Consider the following 25666-nt stretch of genomic DNA (forward strand, 5'->3'; position numbering starts at 1 on the left):
TCAGGCACGCACTCTGTGCGTGCCGAGGGTTGAAGTATGCACGTATAAGCAGAACCATTCTGGGGGTGTGGACATTTGCAACCAGTCCTGAGCCGCACCATTCAGGAGAACTGGAGCAGGAGTGCGCTGCAAAACGTCGTATCAGCGAGCTATGTCGATAGGTTGGAAGCGTTTCCCCGATAGGGTTACGTTGTGCTGAGTAGCAGAGCAGAGAGCTGTTATGCGTGGTATGAGCCGCGATGCGAGTTCGTCGATACATGCTTCGTCTTCGAAATCATTCACAGCATGTTCAATGTTGTCCTTGATAGTTTCCGCTAACTGTTCGGTTCTTTGAACAAGGGTGTTTGCGTCAAGCTGGTGGAGTGTGGCGAATCGTTCCAAAGAAGACTTTCTTAACCAACCAATGCGGTTTTCTCCGCCGATAGACATAGCTGTACGATATGTGCGATTCGGCTCCATATAAGGGGCCATGCTTGCTACGTCATAGAGAGGAGCCAAGGTGAAGTGACTGCCATCAGGATGCAAAACGGAGTAATTCTTTGCGTGGGCATCGGTTGAGGCAGTGAGGTAGTTAAAAAGCAAAGCATCAATAAATCTCTCAAGACTTTTGTCACCAGCTGTTTTGAGCAAAGAAACAACGTCGGCTGATGTAGGTCCTCCGTCCATGGCGTATTTCTTAGAGGAAACCGTGCCTGTTGCTTGACAGAGATCTTCTTGATGGATGCGCACTACTTCGCCGCTTTTGGGCAACGTGAAGCGGTCGTAGCGTTTGACAGCTATAGCTTCTTGCTCGCCGAAGTGTACGATTCTTGTTTCGGCGACGGGTAGCCCGCAGTATTTTGCTAGGCGCATTGTCACGCACTCGTCTACAGCTTGGCTTTTCAGGCGCGTGATGCCAGGCTTAACGATGACATTGGATGCAGCGGAACCAAGGCATTCGAACCAGTTTCCGTTAAACTCACGCAAAGCAAGCTTGGTTTGCATTCCTCCCAGTGACCAATGCTCGCTTTCGGCAGTCCAAGACCAAGCGCGGTTTGCTTCTTCTGCCTCGGCGATGCGATGCAGGCGTTCTTCTATCTGGTTGGGAGTGAGCTGTGAGTAGCTTGACTCCTGAAACGTTCTCGCTTGAGCTTCAGGTGATATCACCTGAACTGCACCCGGGAGATCGAGACCAAAATGAGCGAGAAGAAAAAACACCGCTGTGTCTACGCCTGCTTTCGAAGCCATGCCGCGTCTGATCCGCTCGTCATCGGGCAGAAGGTTTTCGAACCACGCAAAAACTCCCTTGCCTTCGTGCTTTCGCTGGGATGAAGGGAAGCAAATGGACAAGTCGGGACCTGCGTAATCGGGGCGGTACGTGAACGAAAACAGTCCTTCATTGTTCATGAACAGCTCGCCGGCGGGGTTTCCTGCAATACGCACTTCGAGAGCGCGGAATTTTTCCCCGTTCATCGGTTTTCCCCGAAAAGAGTGTCGAGATAGGCATCGACATCGAAAGTACTTGAAGAAGCGGGAACCGCCACACCTCGGTCAAGGCGAAAATCCCAATTCGTGGCATTGAGTACGCGCTGCAAGGTACCGAACGAGACACTATTGGCCTCGCCGCGCTCAATGCGTACAATGGTGGGCCGACTCACTCCCGTTTTCCGGGCGAGCTCATTTTGAGTTAAGCCTAACTCATTGCGTCCCATACGTACGCGCTCGGCTATGTCGGGCGCTGTAACCATGAATTCCTCCTGAGTAATATTTAATACATAGTACCATCAGCTCGTACATATTCGCAGCAGATCGCTGGTAGGTATATATCAAATATTTTACAAATGTTATAGATTGCGGTGTGTTCATGAGATATGTCGTTAGCGAGTGTCGTTATGAATGGGGTACTCTGCGAACCATTGTGGACGCATGGGCACAAGTAAGGGGTGAGGGTGGCGCAGCGTGGATCAGACTACACCAGTTTTGGATTGGCGGTGCACTTGCGGGCGAAGCTGTAGGTGCAGCTGCGCTGTGCGCTTTTCTACATCTGATGTGCTTTGCCGCGAAAAGACTTTAAACGTGCTACGATAAAACGGTTTTGCTACGAGTGCAGGCTTTGATGCCTATGCTTGAGGCACGAAAAGCACCTCATTGGAGCATGGCGTAATTGCGCGTTGATGCGCTGCGGTGCTTGCGATTATGTAGGACTTGAGAAAGGATGCCGGTGATTAGGGCGATCGACGCAAAGACAAAAGCGTGTGGAACCAGGCTGCTTGCTGCGGTTATGGCGTTCTCGCTTGCAGTGGCGTTGCTGGCCGTTGGCTGTTGTCTCCCGTATGAATGCGCGCATGCCGACGAAGTTGACGATGCGCAAGCGGTGCTCGATGAGGCTGAAGCGAGCATGGCCGAGATATCTGCCGAATACGATGAACTGGCCGCCAAAATAGCCGAACTCCAAAGCCAGATAGACGAATCAATTACGCAGGTTATGGCTGCTCAGGAAGAGATGCTGGAAGGGCGCGCGAAACTAGGAGAAACCGCGCGCTATGAATATCGAAGCAATACAGTTTCCGTGCTGCTTTCAGTTCTGCTCGATTCAGACAACTTCGGGGAACTTTTGAATAATGTAAGTTGCTTAGACCAGATTATGGATTACCATGCCGACGAGGTTGCCGAGCAACAGGCGCGCAAGGTGGAGTTTGAAGAAGTGTCAGCGACGCTCACGTTCCAGAAAAACGAGCAGGAACGCGCGCTGGCCGAGCTGGAAGAAAAGCGCGCCGAAGCGCAGCAGGTAGTTGATGACGCCAGCGCGAAACTGGCCGATGCGAAAGAAAGCCAGGCGTCTCGCTTAGAAGCATTGCGCGCGCAAGCTGCGGCATTTGCGCAGAGCTCGGCAGAAGGCGGTGCCGAAATCGTTGAGAACGCCAATACGGTCGACCGCACCGACGCAGTGCCTGAAGGCACACCAGTTGCGCCCAATCCTGCAGCGGGTGGTACGAACTCTGGCAACACGGGCGGCTCCGGTAACGTGGCTGCGCCGCCGTCGGGCGGTGGAGGAGGTGCCGCGGCGGGTGGCGCTTCCTCGGGTGGTTCTGCGTCGGCGGGCTGGATGACCGGCGTTGCTTCGGCGTACGGTGGCTCGAGCGATCCGTATACGCCCAACCCGGGCATTACCGCTACAGGTGCGGTATGCGACGACAACTCTATGGGCGTGGCGGTGCCTATGTCTCTGCCTGGCTACCGGTCGTATTTCGGTCGAACGGTGGAGATCAGCTACAACGGCATGACAGTGTATGCGGTGGTCAACGATTGCGGCTACATGGGCGGTGGCAGCCGCGTGCTCGACTTGCAGCCGGGCGTATTTAAGGCATTCGGCTTCGGCGACTGCTACGCTTGGGGCTTGCGCACGGTGAGTTATCGGTTCCTGTAAAGGGTTCCTGAAGGGCGGTTCCTTGCAGGGCGAAGCTGACGTATGGCGGAGGGCGAGGCCAAGAAAAGGTCACCCCGCAGCTTGCCTTTTCTTTCCAAAACCTTGTATACTTGTGAAACAAGTATACAAGGGGGTATATGATGCCACAGCTATCTCTTTACTTAGACGATTCTGCCATGGAATTGCTGCGTGAGCGTGCGGTAGGTTCTGGTCAATCGTTGTCGAAATATGTAGTTAACCTTATTCGTCATGACGAAGATAATCCCGCATGGCCACGTGGCTACTGGGAAGACGTGTACGGTTCCTTGAATGACCTTACGTTTGTGGCGCCCGACGAAGTTGACGTGCCGCTCGACGACATTGCCCTTTTTGAATAAAGGGGGAGGACATGTATCTTTTCGACTCCGATACCTGCATCGAAATCATGCGAGGGCGTCTCCCTTATGCATATAAAGTCATGAAAAGCAGAAGTCCCAGCGACTTTGGCGTACCGAGTATTGTGGAAGCAGAGCTTCGCTTTGGTGCAGAAAAAAGCGGCAACCCGCGTGAAGGCAGGTTTCTTATTGATCGTTTTCTTGCTCCGTTGCAGGTTGTTCCCTTTGATTCGCGATGTGCTGTTCAGTATGCAGCCGTGCGCCATGATCTTCAAAAGCGAGGCTGCATGATTGGCCCGAATGACCTACTCATCGCTGCAACCGCTTTGGCCCACGGTGCAACGCTTGTCAGCAACAACATTCGAGAATTCAGCCGCGTGAAGGGCCTTCTCTTGGAATGCTGGGACGAAGTGGAGCTGTAGTGAAGTGAAGGAAGACGGGGTGTCGACAAGTTGCAAATCGCACGAGAAAGCCTGTGATGGGAAGGTCGCAGTAAAAAACCTTAACAGTGAGGTTGCGGTTTGACTATCGTAACCTCACTGTTATCGGTTGTTGGCTATGCTTGCAACTTCAAACGCCGTTTTATACTGAGCATAAGGGCTGATAGGCTTGCGATAATGCCGGTTCCTGCCAAACCAACAAGGCCCATGTTGTGGTCGCCTGTTTGTGGAAGTGATTTGGCGGATTCTGCTGAATCGGTAGACAGCTCGACAGCGCTATTGTCTGCGGTCATCGGCGCAGTAGCGGAGTTCTGTTCTGTAGGAGCCTGAGCGTTTTCGTTGATCACGCTGTAGGTTGCCTGCGCTTCGAGCATGCGTTGCTTGGCTGTCTCCAGCGATAGTGCCGTTTCTTCTTCTCGCTGCTCGGCGGCTCTAAGCGAATCCTCTGCGGCTTTTGCGTTTTCCTCGCTTGACGTTGCAAAGTGCTGTGCTTCTTCAAGCGTTTGAATTTTGTTGTTGAGTGCGGAAAGAGCGCTTTGGGCATCGTCGTGCAGCGCCTGCTTTTCAGCATAGATACGCTGCTTTTCATCCCGTGTGCTTTGGGCGGTGGCAAGCTTGTCGGATACATCCTGCTCGGCGTCGTACGCGTTTTTAGCCTGCTCGGCAGCAGCGTCGGTCTTGCTTTGCGCAGCTTGTCTGTTGACTGTAGCGTTGTCAAGCGTAGTTTTTGCATCGCTCATTGCGGCCTGCGCTTGCGCGAGTGTGGCATCAACCTGCTCAAGATTCGCTATCGCTTCAGTTTCTGCCTGTCGCTTTTCTTCTACCAGGGAATTTGCTGAGTCAAGGGTGCTTTCGGCGGCGTTAAGGGCGTTTTGCTTGGCCGACACTCCTGCTTCCTTTTCGGCAAGATCGGTCGCTGCTTCTGCGAGCTGTTCCTTCGTGTGGTTAAGTGCAGCATGTGCGGCTTCGGTTACTCGTGCGGCTTCTTCGAGTGCGGCGGTCTTTTCCTCAACGTTTGCGTCGGAGGTTGCTAGAGCTTGTTCTGCGCGGGAAAGCGCGTCGGCTGCTTGAGCGAGGGCTTCATTTGCTGCCACGTTGCTGGCCGTCGTAGCGGTGATATTTAATTCTGCTTCGGATTGCGCAGTACGAGCGGAATCCAGAGTTGCTTGCGCTTGTTCGACGGCTCCTTGCGCATCTTGGAGGGATTGTTGATATTCCTTAAAGAGGTTTTCGAACTCGTCGACAGAATAGACATACTCATAGTTTGATGCTTTTGAGGCGCTGTATCCCGAAGTGATGCCATACTGCGTGAATCCAGCTCCCATAACTTGGTTTGCGTTCCAGAAGAGGTTTGTGTAATGCCCGATGGTGACATCGCGTTGCTCCGCTTCGCTTTCGATGCGCTTTACATCGTCAGCTGTCAGCGGTGCGTTGATTCCCAGGTCGTCGCGGATTTTGTTGAACCGCGCCTTTTCCTGGTCGTACCAGCCGCGTGTGGGATCGGGATATCCGAAGGCTAGGTTTTCGCATGACACCAAGAGCAAAGAATGACGCCGTAATCCTGCTCCGCGGTCGGTTGCTGCTTGTGTAACCGCCATCAGATAGAAGTTCGTTGAGGCAGTGCCCCCGTCGATGATGTTGCAGAAGTTTTCGTCGGTTGCACGGAGCTCGATGATCTTCTTCATGATGTCGATGCCTTTTTGCGTGTTTTTCAGCGAGATAGCATCCTTTACGTCGCCCGTTACCACAATCTTGCCATTGCGGTTTTCGCCGAAGTTGACGTTTTCGCCACCATACCAACGGGAAAAATCCTCTTTCTGGGCATCTTCGAGAACCTTGAGTGCCTGGTTCAGATCGTTGATTTGATCCTCTGTGAGATCGTCTTTCTGCAGCATCCACTCGATAAGACCAATAGAGCCTTTGGAGATGGCTTCATCGACTCCTTCCGCGCGGGCTTTGGCATCTGCGAGGTCGATTTCGGCGCGGGAAACCGCAGCGTCGGCCACTTCCTTTGCCTGCAAGGCTGCTTGTTCGGCGGCTTCAGCGTCGGCACATGCTTGCTCCTTGGCACTCACGTCGGCCAACACCGCGTTCTTGGCCGCAGCGTTAGTATCGCGTTGTTGCCGCGCGGCATCGAGTGCTGTTTGCGCTTGGGTTTGCTGCTCTTCTGCGGCTGTAGCCGATGCTTGCGCTTCGTCTGTGACAGCTTGGGCTGCTTGTACGGTTTGCCCTGCCTGATCCACGGCTATTTGGGCTTGGGAAAGCTCTGTCTGCGCGCGAGATGCTTCTTCTTGAGCGGCGGCTCGTGCGTCGTTCGCCACAGTTAGTTCCGTCTGCGCGGCAGCAATCTCTCCCTGCAGCTGTGCGCGGCCTTCGTCTGTGGCATTCGCTTCCGCTTGCTCGAAGGCTGCAGCGGCGTTGTCGTAGGCTGCCTGCGCGCTCGCTTCTGCTTGTTCGGCCTCTGATAACGCAGCTTGGGCTACCGAAAGCTGTGCCTGCGCCTCTTCGAGGGCAACCTGCGCAATGCGGTGGAACTCCTGCGCGCCTTCAAGTGTTGTTTCTGCTTCTGCGAGCTCACATTGAGCTGCGGTGAGCTCGGCTGCTGCGGCATTTGCTGCTGTTTGTGCATGTTCAACTGCTTCGGGAGTGATGCCTGCGGCGGCGTCCTGTGCTTCTGCCAACACCTGCTTGGCTGCTTCTTGCTTGCTGACTGCTTGTTCGTATGCCGTGCGTGCCGCTTCTGCTTCAGCAACTGCTTCACTGTGGTTTTTTTCGGCGTCTGTTAGGTTTGTCTGCGCTTCGTTTAAGGCGTCGGTTGCTTCTTGAAGCGTCATAGCAGCAAGGGCTTCTTCTTTCGAGATGGTGGCACGGGCGACTGAGCTATCGGTATCGTTGTTGTTCGTCTGCGGTGATGCGTTTTCTGTCGCAAATGCCGATAAGGGTTGCGGGCTTGAGAAGGCAACGGCAGCTGCGAGAGCGACACATGTTCCCTTGCTGACAATCGAACAAATAGATGTCTTTTCGTGCTTGGTGTTCGAAGGTACGGAAGCCATATTCTCTCCTTTTTCGTTGGGTTTTCTAACAGTGATAGAGTAGAATTCTAAATATCCTGAAAAAAGAGATTTTGAACGAGTAAAAAAATGGCCTAAGGCCGCGAACGTGCGTGTTGCAACGTTTGGGTAGTTTGTTGGAGTGTCAACAGTGCGTACCGTTAGGTGCGCTTCCTCCATGGAGATGCTTGGCGGGGAAGAAGGTGCGTTGTGCGAATTCACGATCAAATCAAAACGTCCCAAGGGAGACTTCCCTCGCGTGGGGCGCGGTACGTTACATATGACAACACTCCTGCAAGCATTGTGTTTGAGCTGCTGACGCCTCAGCAAGTTGCATCGCGTGAAGGTGAGGACGCGCGATCGGATGCCACTTTAGGCCTCGAAGACCTGTCTGTCATCAAGTTGATTTCGGAAGCGGTTGCGTTTGCTGGAACAAGCGGCCCGCTTTTCGGGCGTTCCGACTGCGAAAGCATCGTCGATTGGCAGAGCGCCATTGCACTTGCGCACGAGATGGTGTCGCTGCAGGAAATGCTCAACGGAGCCAAGCCGTTTGTTCCCGCAGCTCTAAACATCGAGAAGATGACAGCATGCGTTTCGGGTACGGGGGCTGAGTTTTCCGTCTACACGGCATCGTTTGATATCGGTTGCTCGGATGAGTCAGCCTACGCTGCTATCATGCCGACGTTGCCATGGCTTAAAAAGTTTCGTCAACAGCAGGGATTCGACTATTCGTTCATGTCGGCCGAAGTGGATGAGGGACACATCATCTTGTCGGCGTTTCTTCTATCGTTTGAGCGTGAGATATCGGCGCTTGACTTCGCGGCGGCATTTTCGTATTTCGCGAACGACGCGGCAGTCGTTGAGCAAGCGCTGCACGGCCTTGTGGGCGACGCGACTTTGATCTCGCAAGATTGGACGGTGGAAGGCGTGTTAGGTTTGCTTTCCACTGAACCGAACTTGCTGGTGAACGAGCTGCCGCTCGATGAAACCGATTATCCGCATTTGCAGAAGCTGGTGTACGCAATCATATCGTTGCACTTGCAAGGCGTACGCATCGACGTGTTTAGTTCCACCGAAGGCGATGACTTCATGGCGTTCGACTGCTTCTTGAGTTATCTGTGGTATGGGTTCGCGCGCAAGCTCGGTCAGGTGAAGATTGGCTATTGCGAGCAATGTGGGCGAGGGTTTTCGCTCACGGGGCATCGGGGTATCAAGCGGCGTTTCTGTAGTGCTGAGTGCAAGACGAAAGCGAAAAATGCGCGTTCGAAAGAACAGCGAGACGAAGTGCGTCGGCGTTTTGCGGAGGGGGAATCGGTGGCTCACATTGCAAAGGCGTGCTTCCCGGGAGAATCGGCGCGTGAGGCTCGTTGTCGTGTAGTATCTAGCTTAAAAGGATGGAAGACTCTGCAGCACGAACTGGACGCCGCCATTGTTGTGCGTGGCGATCAGCGTGCCTTCATGTATCGTCTTATCGACGAAGGGGTGATTACTGCCGCCGACGTGGCGAGCCGTGCACAATACCTCAAGGATAACCCAAGAACAGCAAAAGCCGCCCTCAAGTACGCACAAGGGGACCGGTAAGAGCAGGGGCGCGCTTCGTAGTGTGCTCGCCTGGTTGGTTAGCTTATCCCTATGTTTTTGTGAGTACGTATCTTCGCTCTTTCTCGGGTACTTATCGGCGTGTTGCTGCAACACCTGCGAAAACGGCAGCAGTGATTGCCGCATCTTTCGCCGCTTTGGATTCTTCGAGTATTTGCCCTTGCATGTTCAACATGGCGGACTGATAGTTGGACATTTCAAGAACGTTGATCGCTTCTTTCACGCTGTCTGCCTTGCCAAGTCGCAGGATTTCGTACAACGCACGCAAGGTGTAAGGATCGCTGTATTCGAACGCAAAGGGGTTATTCGGAACGGTAAGGTAGTGTTTGTATATTCCTTGGTAGATTTCTGATATACGCGATCTGACTAAGGGAATTCTTTTCTTTCGCTTCAAACGTTGTATAACGACGATGACCGAAGTGAGTACGCCCGGAAGAGCTACAAGAATTGTTATTGCTAGGTAATCTGGTTTGATGATCATGATGTCAGCGGGAATACTGGTGACGATGGCGAACAGGGGAATAAAAAGCAAGATGATTGCAATGGTCGGCCAAGCTTGTCGCTGGAGCCTTTGTAAGCTGGTAAGCTCGTTTTGAAGCATCCTGAGTTCGCTGTAGGCATCGCATTGCGTATCGAACTGAGAGCAGAGCCAGGCAACGCCATTAAGGATTTCGGTGCGTCGTCGTACGGCTACCTGCTCGTTTTCCCATACCGACAGACCGGCGAATGGCGCACCGCATTTTAAACAGAATCGGGCGTCGCCTGTATTCCTCGACCCGCATTTTACGCAGTACATTTTGAACCCCTTTATTCCAAGCTTATCCAGTTAAACGATTCAGTGTCGGTTCTTATGGGATGCTGCTCTTCGAGAGCACTCATGAAGCTGAAATCTTCGTAATCCGATGATGACTCCGTTACTTTCGTACCGTCGGGAAGTGTATGGATGATGGTGGAAGAGCCGGCATGAGCGTCCCCATCCCAGAAATACGATTCAACGAGAACAAGCTGGCCTTTCTCTATCACGTAATAGGAGACTTCGCCAGTCCAGGCACCGCCGCTGGCTTTGTTGATAATGCCCCCGTCTTTACAGAGGATGTAATGGTACCTATCCCATCCTTGCGCGAGAGGTTTCACCTCGTTATTGTAATAGGTGAAAATACACATGCCATCGGCAGAATCTAAATCACTATCTGTCGAATCGCACATGACAATAAGTTCGGGTATACCGTCAGAGTCGATGTCTTCGATGCAGTACCAAAATGCCGGATTGGATGCAAAAAGAGGGAAGAAGATGGTCGGAACATACTGAAAGCCTTTAAGATCGCTTCCGACTACAGCAACGCCATTCATTTCTACGTTGCTGTAGTCTGAATTAAAATCGGTATCGTCAAAGCTTTCGCCTCTCGTGTGCCACAGATCGATCACCTGTCGGAACTCGTCAACAACATCAGCGTAAGCCGTTTCGGCCTGTTGCGCAAGATCAGGCTCTTCCGGTTCCGTTGGCTCTTTGGCCTCCTGCGGCTGCGCAGGTTCTGCCTGTTCTATGGGATCGGCCTGCTGTTCTTGTTGTTGTGGGGCTATGACGTCGGTGTATACGCGGTATGCGGCGTAGGCGATGCCGGAAAGCGCCAGCGTGACCAGTGCGACCAGTACCAGTGTGGGAATACGCCTGCGGCTTTTGCCTTTCTGGCGATCCATGGCTTGGGCAAAGGTGGTGCGTACGGGCGCTGCCGAGGTGGTATCGGCAGCGCCTTCGGAGGTGCTAGCTTCCGTACCTGCCATGGCTGCAGCTTCGGGGGCTTCCATTTCCGCTCCTGCTGCGTTGGCCGGTGAGGCCACTATGCTAGTAGGTGCGCCACAGCTCGTGCAGAACTTTGCTTGGTCGGATAGTACGCTTCCGCATTTCGTGCAGTACATGTTGTTCTCCCGGTTAACCTACATTGCTCTTGAACGTGTCGTCATATAAGATACGCCACGTGCCCCGCTCCAAAACGAGGTTAAATGCGAAGGGTTCTTCCTGAATGATTGTCTTGTTGTCAGAAATAAGCTCAAAACGCCAAGTCCCCGATACGAATGCGGAGTTTCCATCGATGCTTTGACTGCTGTCCGCTATGCTCACGTGGTAGTCGATGTTCTCTCCTGCAAATGAAGACAAGTTGGGAAAGAGGTCTTTCACAAGACTTTCGAACACCGCGCGGCTTGCGCCGTCGGGAACAGCGAGTCCGATACTGTTCGCTGCGCTGTCTATCAGCGAAAACGTTGAATCGTATTTATTGCGCGTGTTCTCGTCCATGCAGGCGATGGCACGGTTCGCATCTTTTTCATCAAACGCGGCTGTGAGCTCCTCTACGGTGGTGATAGGTGGGTTTACCTCTTCCACGTAGTAGCGATAAATGGTGTGTGCGGCATAAGCGACAGCGGAAAGCGCCAATGCCACAAGCGCAGCGAGTACGAGCACGTGAATGCGGATGTGGCTTCGGTGCTTCTGTCTATCCATGGCTTCGGGAAAGGTGAGTTGTTCCGATGTTGTGGTAGAGTTGTCGGCCGGCTTAACGGAATCGGGGTTGCCAACGTATTCGGTAAAGCGGGCTGGTTCGTCGGAATCGGCCTGTTCGTCAGCGGAGGCGTTCGGGATGCATGGTGCAGGCGAGCCGCAGCTCGTGCAAAACTTTGCATGATTGCTTATCTCGCTTCCGCATACCATGCAGAACATCCTAAACGCCTCCTTTTGAAATCACATCGCGCCAGCTGCGTGACTAGGCTTTTTCGATAAAATTGCCACCAAATGATAGATAGGAATCATTTCCGCTATCCATACTAACGAGGTACGAGGTCATATAGGAGCTCTCGGTTTCTACAGAGGTATTGAGTGCGTATGAAACCGCTGATCCATTTGAATCAGAAACGGTATTGCTGCGGCAATCGAAAGCCACGGAGTTGTTTGTATCCTTAAACGACACAGCGAAATTGGGCTGGCCAAACTCATGCGTGGGTTCGTTGGTTACCGCGCCAGTGAGATCTACGTTGTGATACTTATAGTAAGTCTTATCCTCTCGCTTGTTGTCGTAATCGATAACATAGTCCGCGTCGAGAGTCTCGCTGGTAGCATTCGAGAAGGAAAGAGAGGCTGTGACTTTGCCGTAATTCGATTCATCGGTGAGTTCGAACGTCTTGCCGGCCAGCTTCCACTCAGTTGCCTGGCCGGACAGCTGAGCCTCGCCCTGCATCTGCCAACCGTCTGTCTCGCTGAACGCGAAAGTGGCGGTGCTGGTGGCGGTGTCGGTGGCAAACCACATGTCGTAGCTCACCTTCTGCGTGGCGGTGCTGGTGTAGGAACCCTCGCCACCATCAAGAGTTGATGCGAAATCGGAAGTCGAGTATACGACGGCGCTATCTGAGGATTCCGTATTCTCGTCAATGAAGTCAACACCTTTCAAAGGTGTGGTGGTTGATGAGGTGATGCTGGGGTCTGAGAACAATACCCATTCGCCATTTTCCTTCATGTAGCTCACTTCACCCGTGAAGTCGGTTTCGAAGTTGGCGTTTGACATCGTGCCCGTAAATGTCGCCGTCACACATTCGAGTTCCGCGCCAAAGAGGTTTTGCTTGCTCTTCTGCTGATCGTCTACCTTGAAGTCGGTTATCTCGTAGGGTGATTCGTTAACGTAGTTCGAAGGCACCACGCCTGTGGTGGCGAAATTGCTTGCGTTGACGTCATCTCGCAGGCGGTCGTTTGAAATGGGGTTTGCGCCCATCACAGCGAATGCGACGATCGCGATGACGACTATGGCTGCCGCACATGCTCCCGCGATGATGGCGGTTTTCTTATTCTTGGGCGAAAGGGCCTTGGGTGCCGTGGCGCTCGCAGCGTTTGATGCGCTCTTTGTATTTGCGGTTGCTTTTGCGCTGGTGCCAGCGGCGTTACCTGCCGAGTGCATACCGGCGACAGGTTGTTTTCCAGAAGCACCTTCCGAAGGTTTTCCGGGTGATAAGGCTCCTACCTTGTGGCCGCATTCTGCGCAGAAAGCAGCGTTGTTCTCGAGTTGCTTGCCGCAGTTTTCGCAGTAGATCATGTTCCTTCCTTTCGTTAGTTCCTATGGTGATGCTAGAGAGGCTTCTAGCGAGTGAACAGGTGCTTCTCGTGCTTACTGTCGTATACAAGACACCCTGCGAGCGCTGCACATATGACGAGCGCCACCCAGGTGAAGGCACTTGGAGAGCCAAGAGAGAAGCCGATTCCGAAAACGTAGCTCTTCGGGAAAAACACAACAATGAGGTTATGAATAAGCAAGACGCCTGCAAGCCCTGCAAAGCCTATCGTGCCATTGAGTGCTGTATTCGCCTTGCGTGCGAGCGCAGCGTAAGCGAATCGTACAAGGAAGATAAAGCTTGCTACCATGATCGCGACAAGCAGCAGCATGCCCGCTACGCAGGCATAGGAGCTTAAATCAACTGCATGTTGTGCGAGCGCGATGGTTTCATCAATGAGCGTGAGCGACGATCCGATTCCATTCCACGAGGCGGCAAACGACATTGCTTGGGTCAGGTTAAGCCACGGGGCGAATATAGCAATGAGGATAACGATGGGCGATGCCGCAATGCTCACGAGTTCAAAAGCGCTTAGGTGCTGGATGCTCAAACCAGCGCTTGCTGCTTGGGAGCTCTTCTTAGCGCTTGCGCTCATGCGTGCGTTTACATTGGGTTGGGGCATTGTCTTGCCGCAGTTTCGGCAAAAGTGTGCGTTGTCGGAAAGCGCGGTTCCGCAAAACGGGCAGTACATTTCGATCCTTTCTCACGGATGGGTTGGAAGCGCGAGTTGCAACCCATCTTGTTCGGTGTACGTTTCGTCCAATCATATACTTCTTGAGTCCGATAGGACTCAAGAAGTATAGCTCAAGCATGTACTCTTTCTTCATGACACCATCAACGAGAAAAGCCATCGGTGCGAAGATTCGCAAGTTGCGGGAGGAAAGTAACCTCACGCAGGATAAGCTTGCCCTTATGGTGGGCGTTGAGCGTTCCTATCTCGCGAAGGTGGAGGCGGGAACGCGCAACGCTAGCATTGACGTGCTTGAGAAAATTGCTGGCGGGTTCGGTTTGTCACTCTCGGAGTTTTTCTCCGGAATTTGATACGCTGCAGCCTGGTACCGTCCACACATCAGGGTTGTCAACTGTTGGCTCATAGCCGAACGGTTCTAAGTAGTTGTCGAGGAAGTAGCGTGCCGATTTAAGCGTGAATCCCTCGAGTTCCCACAAAACTATTTCATCTGTTTGATGAGCTGCGTACCTGACGGCTCGCGGTGTTTCCCCAGTGCCGCCCCTCAGGGTGATTGGCTCATGTGCGGCTGCGGCTGTGCGCATACCATCGGGAACATTCACGGTAGTTCTCCTTCCTTCCGGTGGCTTGGCGGATCGCTGAAGCTTTTCGGTATGGTGTCACCATAGATTTTTCGGCGGTCCTAAAAAAGAGATTTTGAAGGGGTAAAAGTTAATAATATGCGGCAGCTCAAGCGGGCAAAAAGAGGGATTATCATCTTGATCAGGTATTAGTACGTAATAGCCTTCTCTAGTGCAGCGTTTTATAATAAGAGCATTGTCTTGTGTACGACTTGAACAACAAACAAATGTTCGCTATAATGTCGTCATGGTTGGACAGCCGATCCTAACCTTAAGCAAATTAAGGGACAGCCTTTTGCGAAGCATTGCGATGTGGTGTTTAGCCGAAGGGAAGGGACCGGATGCGATTCTTGACTTATGAGATCCCTTCTAAAATTTTTAACTTAAGTGTATAATTACAAGGAGCTTGTATGGTTAAAAGAAGGGACCTTGTGCGAGAGCTCATTGAAGCGGGGTTTGTCAGCAGGGGTGGGAAGAGTCATGAAGTATTTGCAAAACCCGGTTTTCGAACCGTTGTTCCTCGGCATCGTGAGCTTAAAGAAACCACAGCACGAGAAATCAGGAAACAATCTGGTCTCGAATGACTAGGAGCAGAACTTGCGTTTAGCGAGCAAGAACGAAGGGGTGGGTCATGGTATACGTGTTTGAGTTTGAGATTGTCGAAGAAGAAGGCTGGTTTGTGGCTATTCCTTTCGATTTTAGTGGTGCGACACAAGGGGAAAGCGTTGCTGAAGCTTGTGAAATGGCGGCGGACTGGCTTAGGACTGAAATCGAATATCGCCTGATGAACAATGAGGTAATACCAGAGGCAACATTGGAGCACAAGCCACAAAGAGGCGGACGAGTGTTGCTTGTAGCGGTTGATGTGAGTCTCGATTCGGTGGAAAAGGTGAGCGCTAAAGACGCTGCGGTGCTTCTGGGGGTAACGAGGTCACGTATTTCTCAAATGGTAAAAGAGGGGCTTCTTACGGGTTTTCGCGTTGGCCGCGATGTGTATGTGACGCTTGATAGCATACGGGCTCGCATTGCAGAAAAGCCGAAGGTCGGTAGGCCGAAGAAAGACAAAGCATGCGCTTGATGTTGAATGTTGAATGGTTCGGGTTAAGGCGTGAGTGAGTTACGCGTTCTTCGCCATTGAGTTCGTGAAATTCCGCTGCACTGTGTAGGTGTGCGCTATACTACATGGTTACATGCGCTGACGAAGACAGTGGCATGCGTGGGCTTGCGCCGTCAGAGACGAACCTCACCGGCTGAAAGGGTTCGGGCGGCAAGTGCGTGCCAATTCCCTTCCGAGCAGCATGCCTGAAATCAGACGCGCCAAGCGTATGGCCGCTTCGCAACGGTGTAAGCACCGGTGAAGAACGCGAAGAACGCCACAGTGCGAGATGCAGCGCGAGATGCAAGTAGGGCATGACGGGTGCTTCCGTTATCAAGCGAAACGAGCGGGCGCAGCAACATGGCGCTTTGGCTTTCCGCACAGGCGTGTTCTTCGCGAACGTCCTGAATAAGTAGGTGAAGCCGCAAGGAGCCAGTGTGCATGCGTCAACCGAGGTGGTACCGCGAGAGCTCATCTCTCGTCCTTGGACCTGCGAAACTCTTCGTTTCGGGCATCCTAGGACGCGAGAGGGCTCTTTTTTGTTGCAGTTGTTGCGAGAGGAAGAAAGGCGAAGCATGGCACTTACAGATGAACTGGCGGCGCTGCGCGCGCGAACGCTCGAGTCTATCGAGGCGGCCGACACGTCGGCTGCGCTCGAGCAAGTGCGCGTGGCGGTTTTGGGCAAGTCGGGTACGCTTACCGGCTACCTGCGTTCTATGGGGCAGGTTCCGAAAGAAGAACGCGCTGTTGTGGGCAAAACGGTAAACGAAGTTCGCGCAGCGGTGGAAGCGGCGCTGTCCGCGCGCAAGGCGGCGCTTGCAGCGGCCGAACTTTCGGCCGCTATCGACGCGGCCGCTGTAGATGTGACGCTGCCGGGCCGCGCTCAACAGATGGGCACACGGCATCTCATTAACCGCATCGCCGATGAAGTATCCGACATCTTCTTAGGGCTCGGCTACTGCGTTGTCGAAGGTCCTGAAGTCGAAACCGACTACTACAACTTCACGGCCTTAAACGCGCCGGCCGACCATCCCAGTCGCAGCATGCAGGACACGTTCTATGTGCACGACCTGTCAGGCGACACTTCCAGGGTTCGTGGCGAGTCCGACGTGCTGCTGCGCACGCAAACGTCAGGCGTGCAGGTGCACTGCATGGAGGATCAGCCATTGCCCATCTACATGATTGCGCCGGGCAAGGTGTATCGCCGCGACGTGGCCGACCCCTCGCATCTGCCCCAGTTCCATCAAATCGAAGGCCTGGTCATCGACAAGGGTATTACCTTTGGTGATCTGAAGGGCACGCTCGATTACCTGTGCAAGCAGGTGTTTGGCCCCGAGCGCAAAACGCGCTTCCGTGCTCATTACTTCCCGTTCACCGAGCCGTCAGCCGAAGTAGATGTAAGCTGCGGCATTTGCCATGGCGAAGGTTGCCGCATGTGCAAGGGCACCGGCTGGCTGGAAATTCTCGGCTGCGGCATGGTGGATCCCAACGTGCTTGAAATGAGCGGTATCGACCCCGAGGTGTACTCGGGCTTCGCGTTCGGCATGGGGGTGGAGCGCATCGCTTGCCTGAAGTACAACGTCCCCGACCTGCGTATGCTGCTAGAAGGCGACATGCGGTTCCTACGTCAGTTTTAGGTTTCGTTGTTCTAACGAACAACGAAACGGTCGACGCTGCGGCCGGTTGAGGCACTCGATCTTCGCGCGATACCGAAGGCTCACGTACCGAAGTACGCTTCGCCTTCGCCATCCCACGAATCTCGAGCACCGCAACCGCCCTCGCTGACACTACGAACGACCGGTGATAGAAGAGAAAAACTCTCGTAGAGGCGATCACCTGATCGCGTTTCCGGCGAAACCGGGAAATGCGAATGAAGAGAAAGATAATCCAATGAAAGTATCTCTGAAATGGCTGTCCGAGTATGTGGACGTGCCTGCTGATATAAAGGCGTTCTGCGATAAGCTCGATCTTACGGGCACGGGTGTGGAAGGTGTCGAAACGCTTGGTGCCACGTTCGACGGCGTGGTTGTGGGCTTTGTGGAAACCTGTGATCCGCATCCCGACAGCGACCACATGCACGTGGTTACGGTGAACGTAGGCGGGGCTGAACCCGTGCAGATCGTGTGCGGCGCGCCGAACATTGCTGCGGGAATTAAGGTGCCGGTGGCTACGGTGGGCGCGGTTTTGCCCGGCGACTTCAAGATCAAGAAGAGCAAGCTGCGTGGACAGGTAAGCTGCGGCATGTGCTGCAGCAAGCGCGAGCTGGGGCTTGGCACCGACCATGAAGGCATCTGGGTGCTGCCCGATGACGCACCGGTGGGAACGCCGCTTGCCGACTACCTGAAGCTCACCGATACGGTGCTCGATCTGGAAATCACGCCAAACCGTCCGGACTGCTTGAGCATGGTTGGCTTCGCGCGCGAAGTGGGCGCCATGTACCAGTGTGCATGGAAGAGCCCGCTTGCCGAAATGATGGGCGAAGGTGACGCAGGTGGCTTAGGGCTTGATGCGAACGCTGTGCCGGTCGACGTCGATGCGAGCGTGACTATCGAAGACCCTGTTCGCTGCCCGCGCTATGCTGGCCGCATCATCCGCGGTTGTAAGGTTGGTCCGAGTCCCGACTGGATGGTCGAGCGCCTGGCGGCCATTGGGCAGCGTTCCATCAACAACATCGTCGACGTGACGAACTACATTCTGTTCCTGTTCGGGCAGCCGCTGCACGCATTCGACCTTAATGCGCTCAAAGGTGCCGACGGCCATGCACACGTGGTGGTGCGTGCTGCGCGTGACGGCGAGGTGCTCACCACGCTCGATGGCGAGAAGCGCACGCTGACCTCCGACATGACTGTCATCGCTACGCCGGAGCACGGTGCGGTGGCGTTGGCGGGCGTTATGGGTGGTTTGGACACCGAGGTTACCGACGAAACGTGCGACATCTTCCTTGAAGCTGCAACCTTCGAGGCGGGTCGCACCAGCCGCACCAGCCGCAACCTCGGGCTTATTTCTGAAAGCTCCATGCGCTACGAGCGCGGTGTTGACGATCATGGCATTGATGCTCGTTCGGCTGCTGCAGCGCGTCTCATTGCCGAGGTGTCGGGTGGCACCATCAGCTGTGCGAGCGGAAACGATGCAGGCATCATCGACGAATGGCCTGCGCCTTCGCCCGTACGCGAGCTTGTTTTCCGCATTCCGCGTTTCCAGGACATGATGGGTGCCGCTATTCCTCGCGACTTTATTGTTGACATTCTGCAGCGTTTGGGATGCGAGGTTTCCGACACCGCAGACGCCGACGTGCTTGCAGTTGTGGCCCCCACGTTCCGCCCCGACCTCGAGCGCGAGATCGACCTCTACGAAGAGGTACTGCGACTCTACGGCATGGATCGCATTCCGCCTACGCTGCCGGGTGGCCGCGAGCGCGTGGGAGTGCGCACCGACGAACAGCAGAAACTGGCGGTTGTGGGCAACGTGCTGCGGGCGAGTGGCATGAATGAAACAATGACCTATTCGTTCGCCGAGCCGGGTGACATCGCCCGCTTGCGCATGAGCGAGCAGGGGCTGGGGTTGCCTGTTGAGCTACTGAATCCGCTGAATGCCGATCAGTCCGTCATGCGTCAGAGCATTGTTCCGGGCCTTTTGCGCAGTGTTGCGTACAATCAGAGTCACGGCGTGAAGAACGTGCAGCTCTACGAGATTGGCCTGGTGTTTTCTGCCACCGACGGCAAGAAGAAGCCGAAGGAGCGCAAGAAGCTTGCAGGCGTGTTGGCAGGTGCTATGGGTGACGCATCGTGGAACAACACTCCAGCTGCGTTTGACTTCTTCGACGGCAAGGGCGTTGTGGAAAACCTCGCGCGCGAGTTGGCACTGCCGAAACTGCGTTTCAAGGCGATGTCGTCCGATGACGCTCCACATTTGCAGCCGGGACGCGCCGCCGAGGTGCTTTCGGGTGGCACGTCGCTTGGGTGGGTTGGCGAAATCCATCCGCTTGCCGTTGCTAACTTCGAAGCGCAGGCGCCGGTGGTCGCTTTCGAGCTTGATGTTCATGCGCTTGTGAAGGCTTCTTGCCCTGCGCGTCCGTATGTCGACGTGCCCACGTTCCCCGCGGTTGCCATCGACCAGGCATTCGTGGTGGACGAATCGGTTACGCATGAGCGAATGACGCAGGTTATGACCAGCGCCGGCGGCAAGCTGCTGGAAAGCGTTCAGTTGTTCGACGTGTATCGCGACGCCGAACGCGTGGGCGCGGGCAAAAAGTCCATGGCCTACGCGCTTACGTATCGCGCGGCCGATCGCACGCTCACGAGTGAGGAAGTGGAGCGCGCGCACGCTAAGCTGGTGCAAAAGGTGTGTGGCGCGACGAAGGCCGAGGTCCGCGGCTAGCAACGGGTGACAAGCGATGAATGCGCACGTGGGTGCTGAAGGGGCTGTTTGCAACAGCCCCGCTTCACCGAGTGTCGAAACGTCGCGTGAAAGAAAACAACCCAAAGGGGGAAAGCATGAAGGTTTTGATGTTTAACGGTAGCCCGCGTCCGAAATCGAACACGGGTGTGGCGCTTGCCGAGATCGCGGGCGTACTGAACGCTCAGGGAATCGAGACGGAAGTCATAAACGTGGGTGTAAAGCCGGTGCGTGGCTGCATTGCGTGTGGCAAGTGTGCAAGCAGCGGTCGCTGTGTGTTCGACGATGTGGTAAACGATGCGCTTGCGAAGCTCGAGGATGCCGACGGCTATGTGTTCGGCACGCCGGTGTACTACGCATCCCCGAATGGCAACATGGTTTCGTTTATGGATCGGCTGTTTTTTGCAGGTGGTGCCAAGATGGCATACAAACCGGCCGCTTGCGTTGCGGTGGCACGCCGCGCAGGATGCACGACCAGCTACGATATGATGAACAAGTACATTGGTATCAATAATATGATCATGGTGCCCTCTTCGTACTGGAACGATTGCTTTGGTCGCTTGCCTGGTGAAGCCGCACAGGACGAAGAGGGCCTAAGCGTCATGCGGGGTATTGGTGTGAACATGGCGTGGTTGCTGAAGCTGCTCGAGTTGGGTCGCGAAAACGGCCTTCCTGCGCCAACGCCCGAGCCGAAAGCGTTGTTTAGCTTCATTCGATAGCTTATGAAAGTATGCTTAGCCTAACTGTGCGCGCGTATGAAAGGCGGTACAATGAGGCAAACCGAACCCACGCGCCCGGGAAGTCCTAGGCGCGATCGGGTTGCGCTTCGCAACGTAGCCCGAGCAGCGATCAGAAGGGTGATTCCCATGTACGATAGGTTGCCGGTTCCCGGTCGCAACGACGAATGCTGGTGCGGTAGCGGGAAAAAGTACAAAAAGTGCCACCACGATTTCGATGAGCGACTGCAAGACCTCTACAGCCGCGGTTTCGAAGTCCCCAGCCGCGATTTGCTGAAGATGCCCGCCGATATCGAAGCGCTCAAGCGCAGTGCGGAAATCAACCGCGGTGTGCTTGACCTGGTGGGCGAACGCATCAAGGCGGGGGTTTCCACCGAGGAAATCGACCAGTGGATTTACGACTACACCGTTGAACATGGTGGCACGCCGGCTGACCTGAACTACGAGGGCTATCCGAAAAGCGTGTGTACGTCCATCAACGAAGTGGTGTGTCACGGAATTCCCTGCAAAGAAGACGTGTTGCAAGAGGGCGACATCGTTAACGTCGACTGCTCTACCATCCTTAACGGCTACTACAGTGATTCGTCGCGCATGTTTTGTATCGGCGAGGTGTCCGACGAGGCTCGCCGTCTCGTTGAGGAAACCAAGCGCGCTATGGAGGCGGGTATCGCCGCCGTGAAACCCTGGGGCTTCTTAGGCGACGTGAGCGAGGCTGTGCAGAAGCACGCTGAAAAGTGCGGCTTCTCGGTGGTGCGCGAGTTTGGTGGGCACGGGATTGGTTTCGAGTTCCACGAAGACCCGTTCGTCAGTCACGTGGGTCGCTCTGGTACGGGCATGGTGCTTGTGCCGGGCATGGTGTTTACCATCGAACCCATGATCAATGCTGGCAAGCACGATATCGATATGTCCGATCCGAACGGCTGGACTGTGCGAACGAAGGATCGCAGCTTGTCGGCGCAATGGGAGGTTCAGCTGGTGGTGACCGAAGACGGCTGTGAGCTTATATCCTGGTAGCACGCGCCATCGGCGGTGCGCGCCGCCGATGGCGCGTGCCGTGCGCTCTGTTGATTGCGCACCGCGCGTACGAAAACGACGAAGGGGGAAGCTATGAAAACGAGGGCTGATAAGGCCGAAGAGCTATTCAAACAGGGATATAACTGCTGTCAGTCGGTGTTTGGTGCGTTTTGTGACGTGGCGGGAATGAACCTTAATCAGGCGGTGCGCTTTGCAAGCGCGTTTGGTGCAGGGTTTGGCAAGCTGCGGGAAGTGTGCGGGGCCGTATCGGGTATGACGCTCGTCATCGGGTGCATGGATGGCTACGACAACCCTGCCGAAAAGGAAGGTAAGGTTGCCTTATACGGAACCACCCAACAGTTGATCGGCGAGTTTACCGCACGGCAAGGCTCATACGTGTGTCGCGAGATGCTGGGGCTTGAGCCAGGTGAAGACCTTGCCGAACCGGCGGTGCGCACGGATGACTACTACGCCAGCAGGCCGTGTTTGTCCGCTGTGCGCGATGCGGCCGACATCGTGCAGCGCCACTACGGCATAGCCGACATCGAATAGCGCGAATCGGCTGGACAATCAGTTGCGCTTGGATTGCGGCTTGATCACCGTCTTTTGCTGTTTTGCTATCCTATCGTCTTCGCTTCGGCATAAACGTTAGACAAATACGAGGAAGGCGAACTTAGCTTTCGCTAAGTTCGCCTTCCTCGATTAAAGGAGCACTCGTGTTCGGTGCTTCCTTAGTCGGCAACCTCTACAAGGGTGATCTCGAAGTTGAGGTCTTTGCCGGCAAGTTCGTGGTTCAAATCAACCGTGATAATGCCATCTTTAAGCGTTGCCGCGATCGGCTGTCCCATGGGTCCGCTCAAGAAGAAGCGCTGCCCATCCTGCAGCTGATCGGCTCCTTGTACCTGTGCGGCGGGAATGTGCTGAACTTTTGCTGGGTCGTATTCGCCGTACGCATCAGCTGCGGCAATGTGCACGGTTTTCGTCTCGCCGACAGTCATGTCTTTAACAGCTGCGTCGAATCCCTTAATCATCTGTCCTGCCATGCAGGTAAACTCGATGGGTTCGCCGCGGTCGAGCGACGAATCGAACTTCGTCCCATCGTCAAGCGTGCCGGTGTAGTGCGCCTTGACCTTCTTGCCCTCATTGCTCATGAACGGCTCCTTCTGCGCGGTGATCGCGTTCGTTTCGCACGCGACAATGCGCAACGTGTGATTGATGCGCACCCAGTCTAGCGCAGATTTCGCACTTCAAGCAGCGTGGCATCGAAATTCAGCGCTTTCGCCACGGCTCCTTAATTTGTTCGCTGCTCAACTTCGTGCACCGAGCTGTCGGCGCGCAGAAAGCCTGTTCGCTCGGTAATGTCGGCAAGTGTTGTGCGCGCTTCGACAAGGGTCTCCAACGGTTCGATGACCTCACGTTCGTCGTCAGGTAAGCCGGCGTGTGCGATAGCGAGCAAGTCGTCGCAGATATCGGCCACGCAGCTTCCGTACACACGCGCTTTATAGCCGTGTGTCATTAGCTCGTGCTTTGCACACACGACGTCTTCCTCGGTTGGTTCTCCTATAAGCTGCTCAAGTGCGCGAAGGCTGTGCTCGTTGTAGAATAGCCCCTTAATCAGGGCGGCGTATGCTATTGCGTAGGGCACAGGCATGGTGTCCGCAGGCCTGATCTCGATGTAGGTTTTCAGGCGCACGTCGGTGAAAAACATCGACAGCGCATGCTCCACATCGGCGCGCTCCATGGTTCGTGTTGCGTAGATATCACCGAACGTGCGCGCGTCGGCTACCCATTCGTGTGTGGCAGGGTCTTGTACGAGGATGGCTGGCGTGTCTAGGATGTAGGCGGCGTATGCTTCAAGCGTGAACGACGTTGATAGCGCGCCGGGTACAATGCCGCAGCGGTCGGCGTCCATGTGGTTCCAAATGTGTGTGCGTACAAGCTTTTTCGTGCGCGGAACACCTTCAAATACCGGTGAGTTGTCGCAGATAAGCGACAGCACCGGCACAATTGTACACGCGAGTCGCAGTTTGCGCAGGCAGTCATCAACGCTTATGTAATCGATAGATACTTGGGTCGATGCGCTGCCGCGCATCATGCATGGGCCGCATGTGTCGGTGGCACTCAAGTACGTGTTCATCAGCTCATAGCGGCGTTTGGGAATGAGCTCTAAGTCAAGCGCGCGTGCCGTGGGATGATATCCCGTTGCCAGCGCTTGTGCGCCAATGCGCGTAAGTTCACGGTCAAGCGTCGCTTCGAAGTTGTCGAAAACGTCGCGCGCCCGATGCAGATCAGCAAATGGTCCCGCGGACAACTCAATCTGCGCCGCCGGCTCGATGGTGATACTTTCGCCTGCGCGCGCGACGCCTAAAATGTCACCCGCATCGTCGCGAGTGATGCTGGGGTAGTCTTTCGACAGGGCTTCGAGTACGCTTGCCACACCGGCATCACCGCTGTACGGCACGGGGGACAGGTCGTGCCGCACGATGGTGTGCTCAAGCTCAATACCGACGTTTCCCAGCGTTTCATGCGGCTTGATGCCGCTTTCAAAGTAGCTGACGATGGCGCGAATGTTGTCCTCGCGCGCGGGTTGGCTCGTCGCGTTGGCCGGTTGGTTCGGCGTGTTCGGTGCCGTGCTACGTTGCGATATCATGCCGTCTCTTTCCATGCGCAGGTGCGCATTCGGTGCGCGATAGTTGTTTTGGCACATGGTACTGCAATAGCGTCTCAAACCGCATTGCCGTGCGCTCGTTTTTTCTTGAAGGTTACGCTATCGTAACCAAGCGCGCCCGCTTTCGGTTTCGTGCGGGTGCGCAGCTCGTGCGGCGCGGGCGAGGGGCATTGCGGATGCAGCTGGTATGTGGCTGATGTGACATTCACGGCGAAATGAAAGCAATTCCGCTGTTTATTTCGCTTCAACTTCTTGTGAACCTGCATATTCAGCCGTAAGATATACGAGTCTTGCGTCGCGTTTGTTTTTGTGCAATCGCCCAAAATCAAACGAAGCGCACGTTGAAAGAAGCGTGTGGCGATGCAGTTGGGCGCGCTTGGCGTGCGCGCCATGAGAGACAGGAGAGCCATTATGTCCATTACCACGGGTATTGTGGGGGCTGCCGGTTTTGCAGGGGTTGAGCTAACGCGCGTGGCGCTTCGGCACCCCGACTTGCAGCTTACTGTCGTTACGTCGAATGAGCTTGCGGGCGTGCGCGTCGCCGACGAGTACCCGGCGTTTCTCGGGGTAACCGATCTTGCGTATACCACGCATGACGACCCAAAGCTCGATGAATGCGAGCTTGTGTTTCTTGCCGTTCCTCATACGGCGGCGCTTGCCATGGCACCCCGCTTGGTTGCCCGCGGGGCAGTGGTTATCGATCTTTCCGCCGACTTCCGACTGAAAGACCCTGCAGTCTACGAGCAGTGGTACAAGACCCCTCACACCGCAACGGATCTGCTCGCTCAGGCGGCCTTTGGTCTGCCCGAACTGTTCCCTGATGACTTGGCGCGCGTTGCGGCGCGCAGGGCACAGGGCGAAGGTGTGCTGGTGGGGTGCGCGGGATGCTATCCGACAGCCACGTCGCTTGCGGCCGCACCGGCTATTCGTGCGGGCATGCTGGCGGATGCTGGCGCTGTGGTGGTTGACGCCATTTCAGGTGTCACCGGTGCGGGCAAGAAGGCAACCGCGCGCACCCATTACTGCTTTGCCGACGAAAACCTCGAAGCGTACGGTGTTGCAACGCACAGGCACACCCCCGAGATCGAGCAGATTTTAGGGATCGAGGGCAGGCTTGTGTTCACACCGCATTTGGCCCCGCTCAATCGCGGGCTGCTGTCTACGGTGAACATTCCGCTGGCGTCGGGCGCCCCCCGAACCACCGAGGAAGCGGTCGAGGTGTATAGCGAGTTCTACCGCAACAGTGCGTTCGTGCGTGTGTTACCGGCGGGGAAGATGCCGAAAACCTCTTCGGTGGCGGGGTCGAACTACGCGCACATTGGTGTGGCCGTAAACGATCGCGCTGGCGTGCTCATTGCAGTCGGGGCTATCGACAATATCGGGAAAGGCGCTGCCGATCAGGCGATGCAGTGCGCAAACATCGTTTTGGGCCTTCCCGAAACGTGCGCGCTCGCGCCAGTTGCCGTGCCGGTTGGGTAGCACTTGGAAAT

Annotated in this window: 24 protein-coding genes and 1 pseudogene; 14 read left to right on the top strand and 11 right to left on the bottom strand. The window is 55.0% G+C overall.

The window, feature by feature from the left end; genetic code table 11:
* Positions 1-141: 141 nt before the first annotated feature.
* On the bottom strand, positions 142-1452 hold the full coding sequence (locus G7Y44_RS05980) for a HipA domain-containing protein (protein ID WP_165248317.1): 1311 nt from the start codon (positions 1450-1452) through the stop codon (positions 142-144).
* Positions 1449-1727 (bottom strand): helix-turn-helix domain-containing protein, encoded by a 279-nt coding sequence (locus G7Y44_RS05985; protein ID WP_165044777.1) that lies wholly within the window; start codon positions 1725-1727, stop codon positions 1449-1451. The genes G7Y44_RS05980 and G7Y44_RS05985 overlap by 4 nt, the downstream gene beginning before the upstream one ends.
* Positions 1728-2200: 473 nt before the next feature.
* On the opposite strand from G7Y44_RS05985, the gene G7Y44_RS05990 reads away from it, so the two are divergent.
* From G7Y44_RS05990 to G7Y44_RS06000, 3 genes are all read left to right on the top strand, one after another.
* Complete coding sequence (locus G7Y44_RS05990; protein WP_241159205.1) at positions 2201-3406, top strand: coiled-coil domain-containing protein; 1206 nt, start codon at positions 2201-2203, stop codon at positions 3404-3406.
* 137 nt (positions 3407-3543) lie between these two features.
* Complete coding sequence (locus G7Y44_RS05995; RefSeq protein WP_165248321.1) at positions 3544-3783, top strand: antitoxin; 240 nt, start codon at positions 3544-3546, stop codon at positions 3781-3783.
* Positions 3784-3794: 11 nt separating this feature from the next.
* Entirely contained in the window at positions 3795-4202 is a 408-nt protein-coding gene (locus G7Y44_RS06000; RefSeq protein WP_165248323.1) for a type II toxin-antitoxin system VapC family toxin, read from the top strand.
* Positions 4203-4336: 134 nt separating this feature from the next.
* On the opposite strand, the gene G7Y44_RS06005 is transcribed toward G7Y44_RS06000, so the two are convergent.
* Positions 4337-7273 (bottom strand): LPXTG cell wall anchor domain-containing protein, encoded by a 2937-nt coding sequence (locus G7Y44_RS06005; protein WP_165248325.1) that lies wholly within the window; start codon positions 7271-7273, stop codon positions 4337-4339.
* A 207-nt stretch (positions 7274-7480) separates the two neighbouring features.
* Here G7Y44_RS06005 and G7Y44_RS06010 point away from each other — a divergent pair, with 207 nt between their 5' ends.
* Entirely contained in the window at positions 7481-8851 is a 1371-nt protein-coding gene (locus tag G7Y44_RS06010) for a hypothetical protein (RefSeq protein ID WP_165248327.1), read from the top strand.
* A 91-nt stretch (positions 8852-8942) separates the two neighbouring features.
* On the opposite strand, the gene G7Y44_RS06015 is transcribed toward G7Y44_RS06010, so the two are convergent.
* Positions 8943-9470, bottom strand: a complete 528-nt coding sequence (locus tag G7Y44_RS06015) for a hypothetical protein (RefSeq protein WP_165044789.1) — start codon at positions 9468-9470, stop codon at positions 8943-8945.
* Between G7Y44_RS06015 and G7Y44_RS06020 the strand changes: the two genes are divergently transcribed.
* A complete protein-coding gene (locus G7Y44_RS06020; protein WP_165044791.1) occupies positions 9462-9614 on the top strand; it encodes a hypothetical protein in 153 nt (50 codons plus the stop codon). The two genes, G7Y44_RS06015 and G7Y44_RS06020, sit on opposite strands and share 9 nt — an antisense overlap.
* 62 nt (positions 9615-9676) lie before the next feature.
* Here G7Y44_RS06020 and G7Y44_RS06025 read toward each other — a convergent pair whose 3' ends face one another.
* The 5 genes and pseudogenes from G7Y44_RS06025 to G7Y44_RS06040 all read right to left on the bottom strand — a co-directional run bounded on the left by G7Y44_RS06025 (position 9677) and on the right by G7Y44_RS06040 (position 13649).
* Complete coding sequence (locus G7Y44_RS06025) at positions 9677-10675, bottom strand: hypothetical protein (RefSeq protein WP_241159206.1); 999 nt, start codon at positions 10673-10675, stop codon at positions 9677-9679.
* A 48-nt stretch (positions 10676-10723) separates the two neighbouring features.
* Positions 10724-10786: pseudogene (locus tag G7Y44_RS10570) on the bottom strand (zinc-ribbon domain-containing protein); the annotation flags it as partial.
* Positions 10787-10799: 13 nt separating this feature from the next.
* Positions 10800-11582, bottom strand: a complete 783-nt coding sequence (locus tag G7Y44_RS06030) for a zinc ribbon domain-containing protein (protein ID WP_165248331.1) — start codon at positions 11580-11582, stop codon at positions 10800-10802.
* Positions 11583-11625: 43 nt separating this feature from the next.
* Positions 11626-12942 carry a zinc ribbon domain-containing protein gene (locus G7Y44_RS06035; RefSeq protein WP_165044797.1) on the bottom strand — a complete coding sequence of 439 codons (1317 nt, stop codon included), beginning with the start codon at positions 12940-12942 and terminating at the stop codon, positions 11626-11628.
* Positions 12943-12986: 44 nt separating this feature from the next.
* Entirely contained in the window at positions 12987-13649 is a 663-nt protein-coding gene (locus G7Y44_RS06040; protein WP_165248333.1) for a zinc ribbon domain-containing protein, read from the bottom strand.
* A gap of 119 nt (positions 13650-13768) precedes the next feature.
* Here G7Y44_RS06040 and G7Y44_RS06045 point away from each other — a divergent pair, with 119 nt between their 5' ends.
* The 8 genes from G7Y44_RS06045 (at position 13769) to G7Y44_RS06080 (ending at position 22060) form a co-directional block, all read left to right on the top strand.
* Entirely contained in the window at positions 13769-13999 is a 231-nt protein-coding gene (locus tag G7Y44_RS06045) for a helix-turn-helix domain-containing protein (protein WP_241158238.1), read from the top strand.
* A gap of 677 nt (positions 14000-14676) precedes the next feature.
* Complete coding sequence (locus G7Y44_RS10575) at positions 14677-14850, top strand: type II toxin-antitoxin system HicA family toxin (protein ID WP_370514689.1); 174 nt, start codon at positions 14677-14679, stop codon at positions 14848-14850.
* Between the two features lie 47 nt (positions 14851-14897).
* Positions 14898-15344 (top strand): type II toxin-antitoxin system HicB family antitoxin, encoded by a 447-nt coding sequence (locus G7Y44_RS06055; RefSeq protein WP_165046206.1) that lies wholly within the window; start codon positions 14898-14900, stop codon positions 15342-15344.
* Positions 15345-15937: 593 nt separating this feature from the next.
* Positions 15938-16999: a phenylalanine--tRNA ligase subunit alpha gene (gene pheS / locus G7Y44_RS06060; RefSeq protein ID WP_165248335.1), complete on the top strand. Its 1062-nt coding sequence runs from the start codon at positions 15938-15940 to the stop codon at positions 16997-16999.
* A 253-nt stretch (positions 17000-17252) separates the two neighbouring features.
* Positions 17253-19739 (top strand): phenylalanine--tRNA ligase subunit beta, encoded by a 2487-nt coding sequence (gene pheT, locus G7Y44_RS06065; protein WP_165248337.1) that lies wholly within the window; start codon positions 17253-17255, stop codon positions 19737-19739.
* Between the two features lie 116 nt (positions 19740-19855).
* Positions 19856-20476, top strand: coding sequence for a flavodoxin family protein (locus tag G7Y44_RS06070; protein ID WP_165046203.1), 621 nt, complete (start codon positions 19856-19858; stop codon positions 20474-20476).
* A 147-nt stretch (positions 20477-20623) separates the two neighbouring features.
* Positions 20624-21508 carry a methionyl aminopeptidase gene (locus tag G7Y44_RS06075; protein ID WP_165046202.1) on the top strand — a complete coding sequence of 295 codons (885 nt, stop codon included), beginning with the start codon at positions 20624-20626 and terminating at the stop codon, positions 21506-21508.
* Between the two features lie 93 nt (positions 21509-21601).
* The gene (locus G7Y44_RS06080; RefSeq protein ID WP_165248339.1) at positions 21602-22060 is read left to right on the top strand and encodes a C-GCAxxG-C-C family protein; all 459 of its coding nucleotides are present in this window, start codon (positions 21602-21604) and stop codon (positions 22058-22060) included.
* A gap of 179 nt (positions 22061-22239) precedes the next feature.
* Here G7Y44_RS06080 and G7Y44_RS06085 read toward each other — a convergent pair whose 3' ends face one another.
* Positions 22240-22659 carry an FKBP-type peptidyl-prolyl cis-trans isomerase gene (locus G7Y44_RS06085; RefSeq protein WP_165248341.1) on the bottom strand — a complete coding sequence of 140 codons (420 nt, stop codon included), beginning with the start codon at positions 22657-22659 and terminating at the stop codon, positions 22240-22242.
* A gap of 140 nt (positions 22660-22799) precedes the next feature.
* Positions 22800-24158, bottom strand: coding sequence for a glutamate-cysteine ligase family protein (locus tag G7Y44_RS06090; protein WP_165248343.1), 1359 nt, complete (start codon positions 24156-24158; stop codon positions 22800-22802).
* Between the two features lie 378 nt (positions 24159-24536).
* Between G7Y44_RS06090 and argC the strand changes: the two genes are divergently transcribed.
* The gene (gene argC, locus G7Y44_RS06095) at positions 24537-25655 is read left to right on the top strand and encodes an N-acetyl-gamma-glutamyl-phosphate reductase (protein ID WP_241159209.1); all 1119 of its coding nucleotides are present in this window, start codon (positions 24537-24539) and stop codon (positions 25653-25655) included.
* The last annotated feature ends 11 nt before the right edge of the window (positions 25656-25666 follow it).

It is taken from the genome of Adlercreutzia sp. ZJ141 (assembly GCF_011038965.1).
Classification (GTDB): domain Bacteria; phylum Actinomycetota; class Coriobacteriia; order Coriobacteriales; family Eggerthellaceae; genus ZJ141.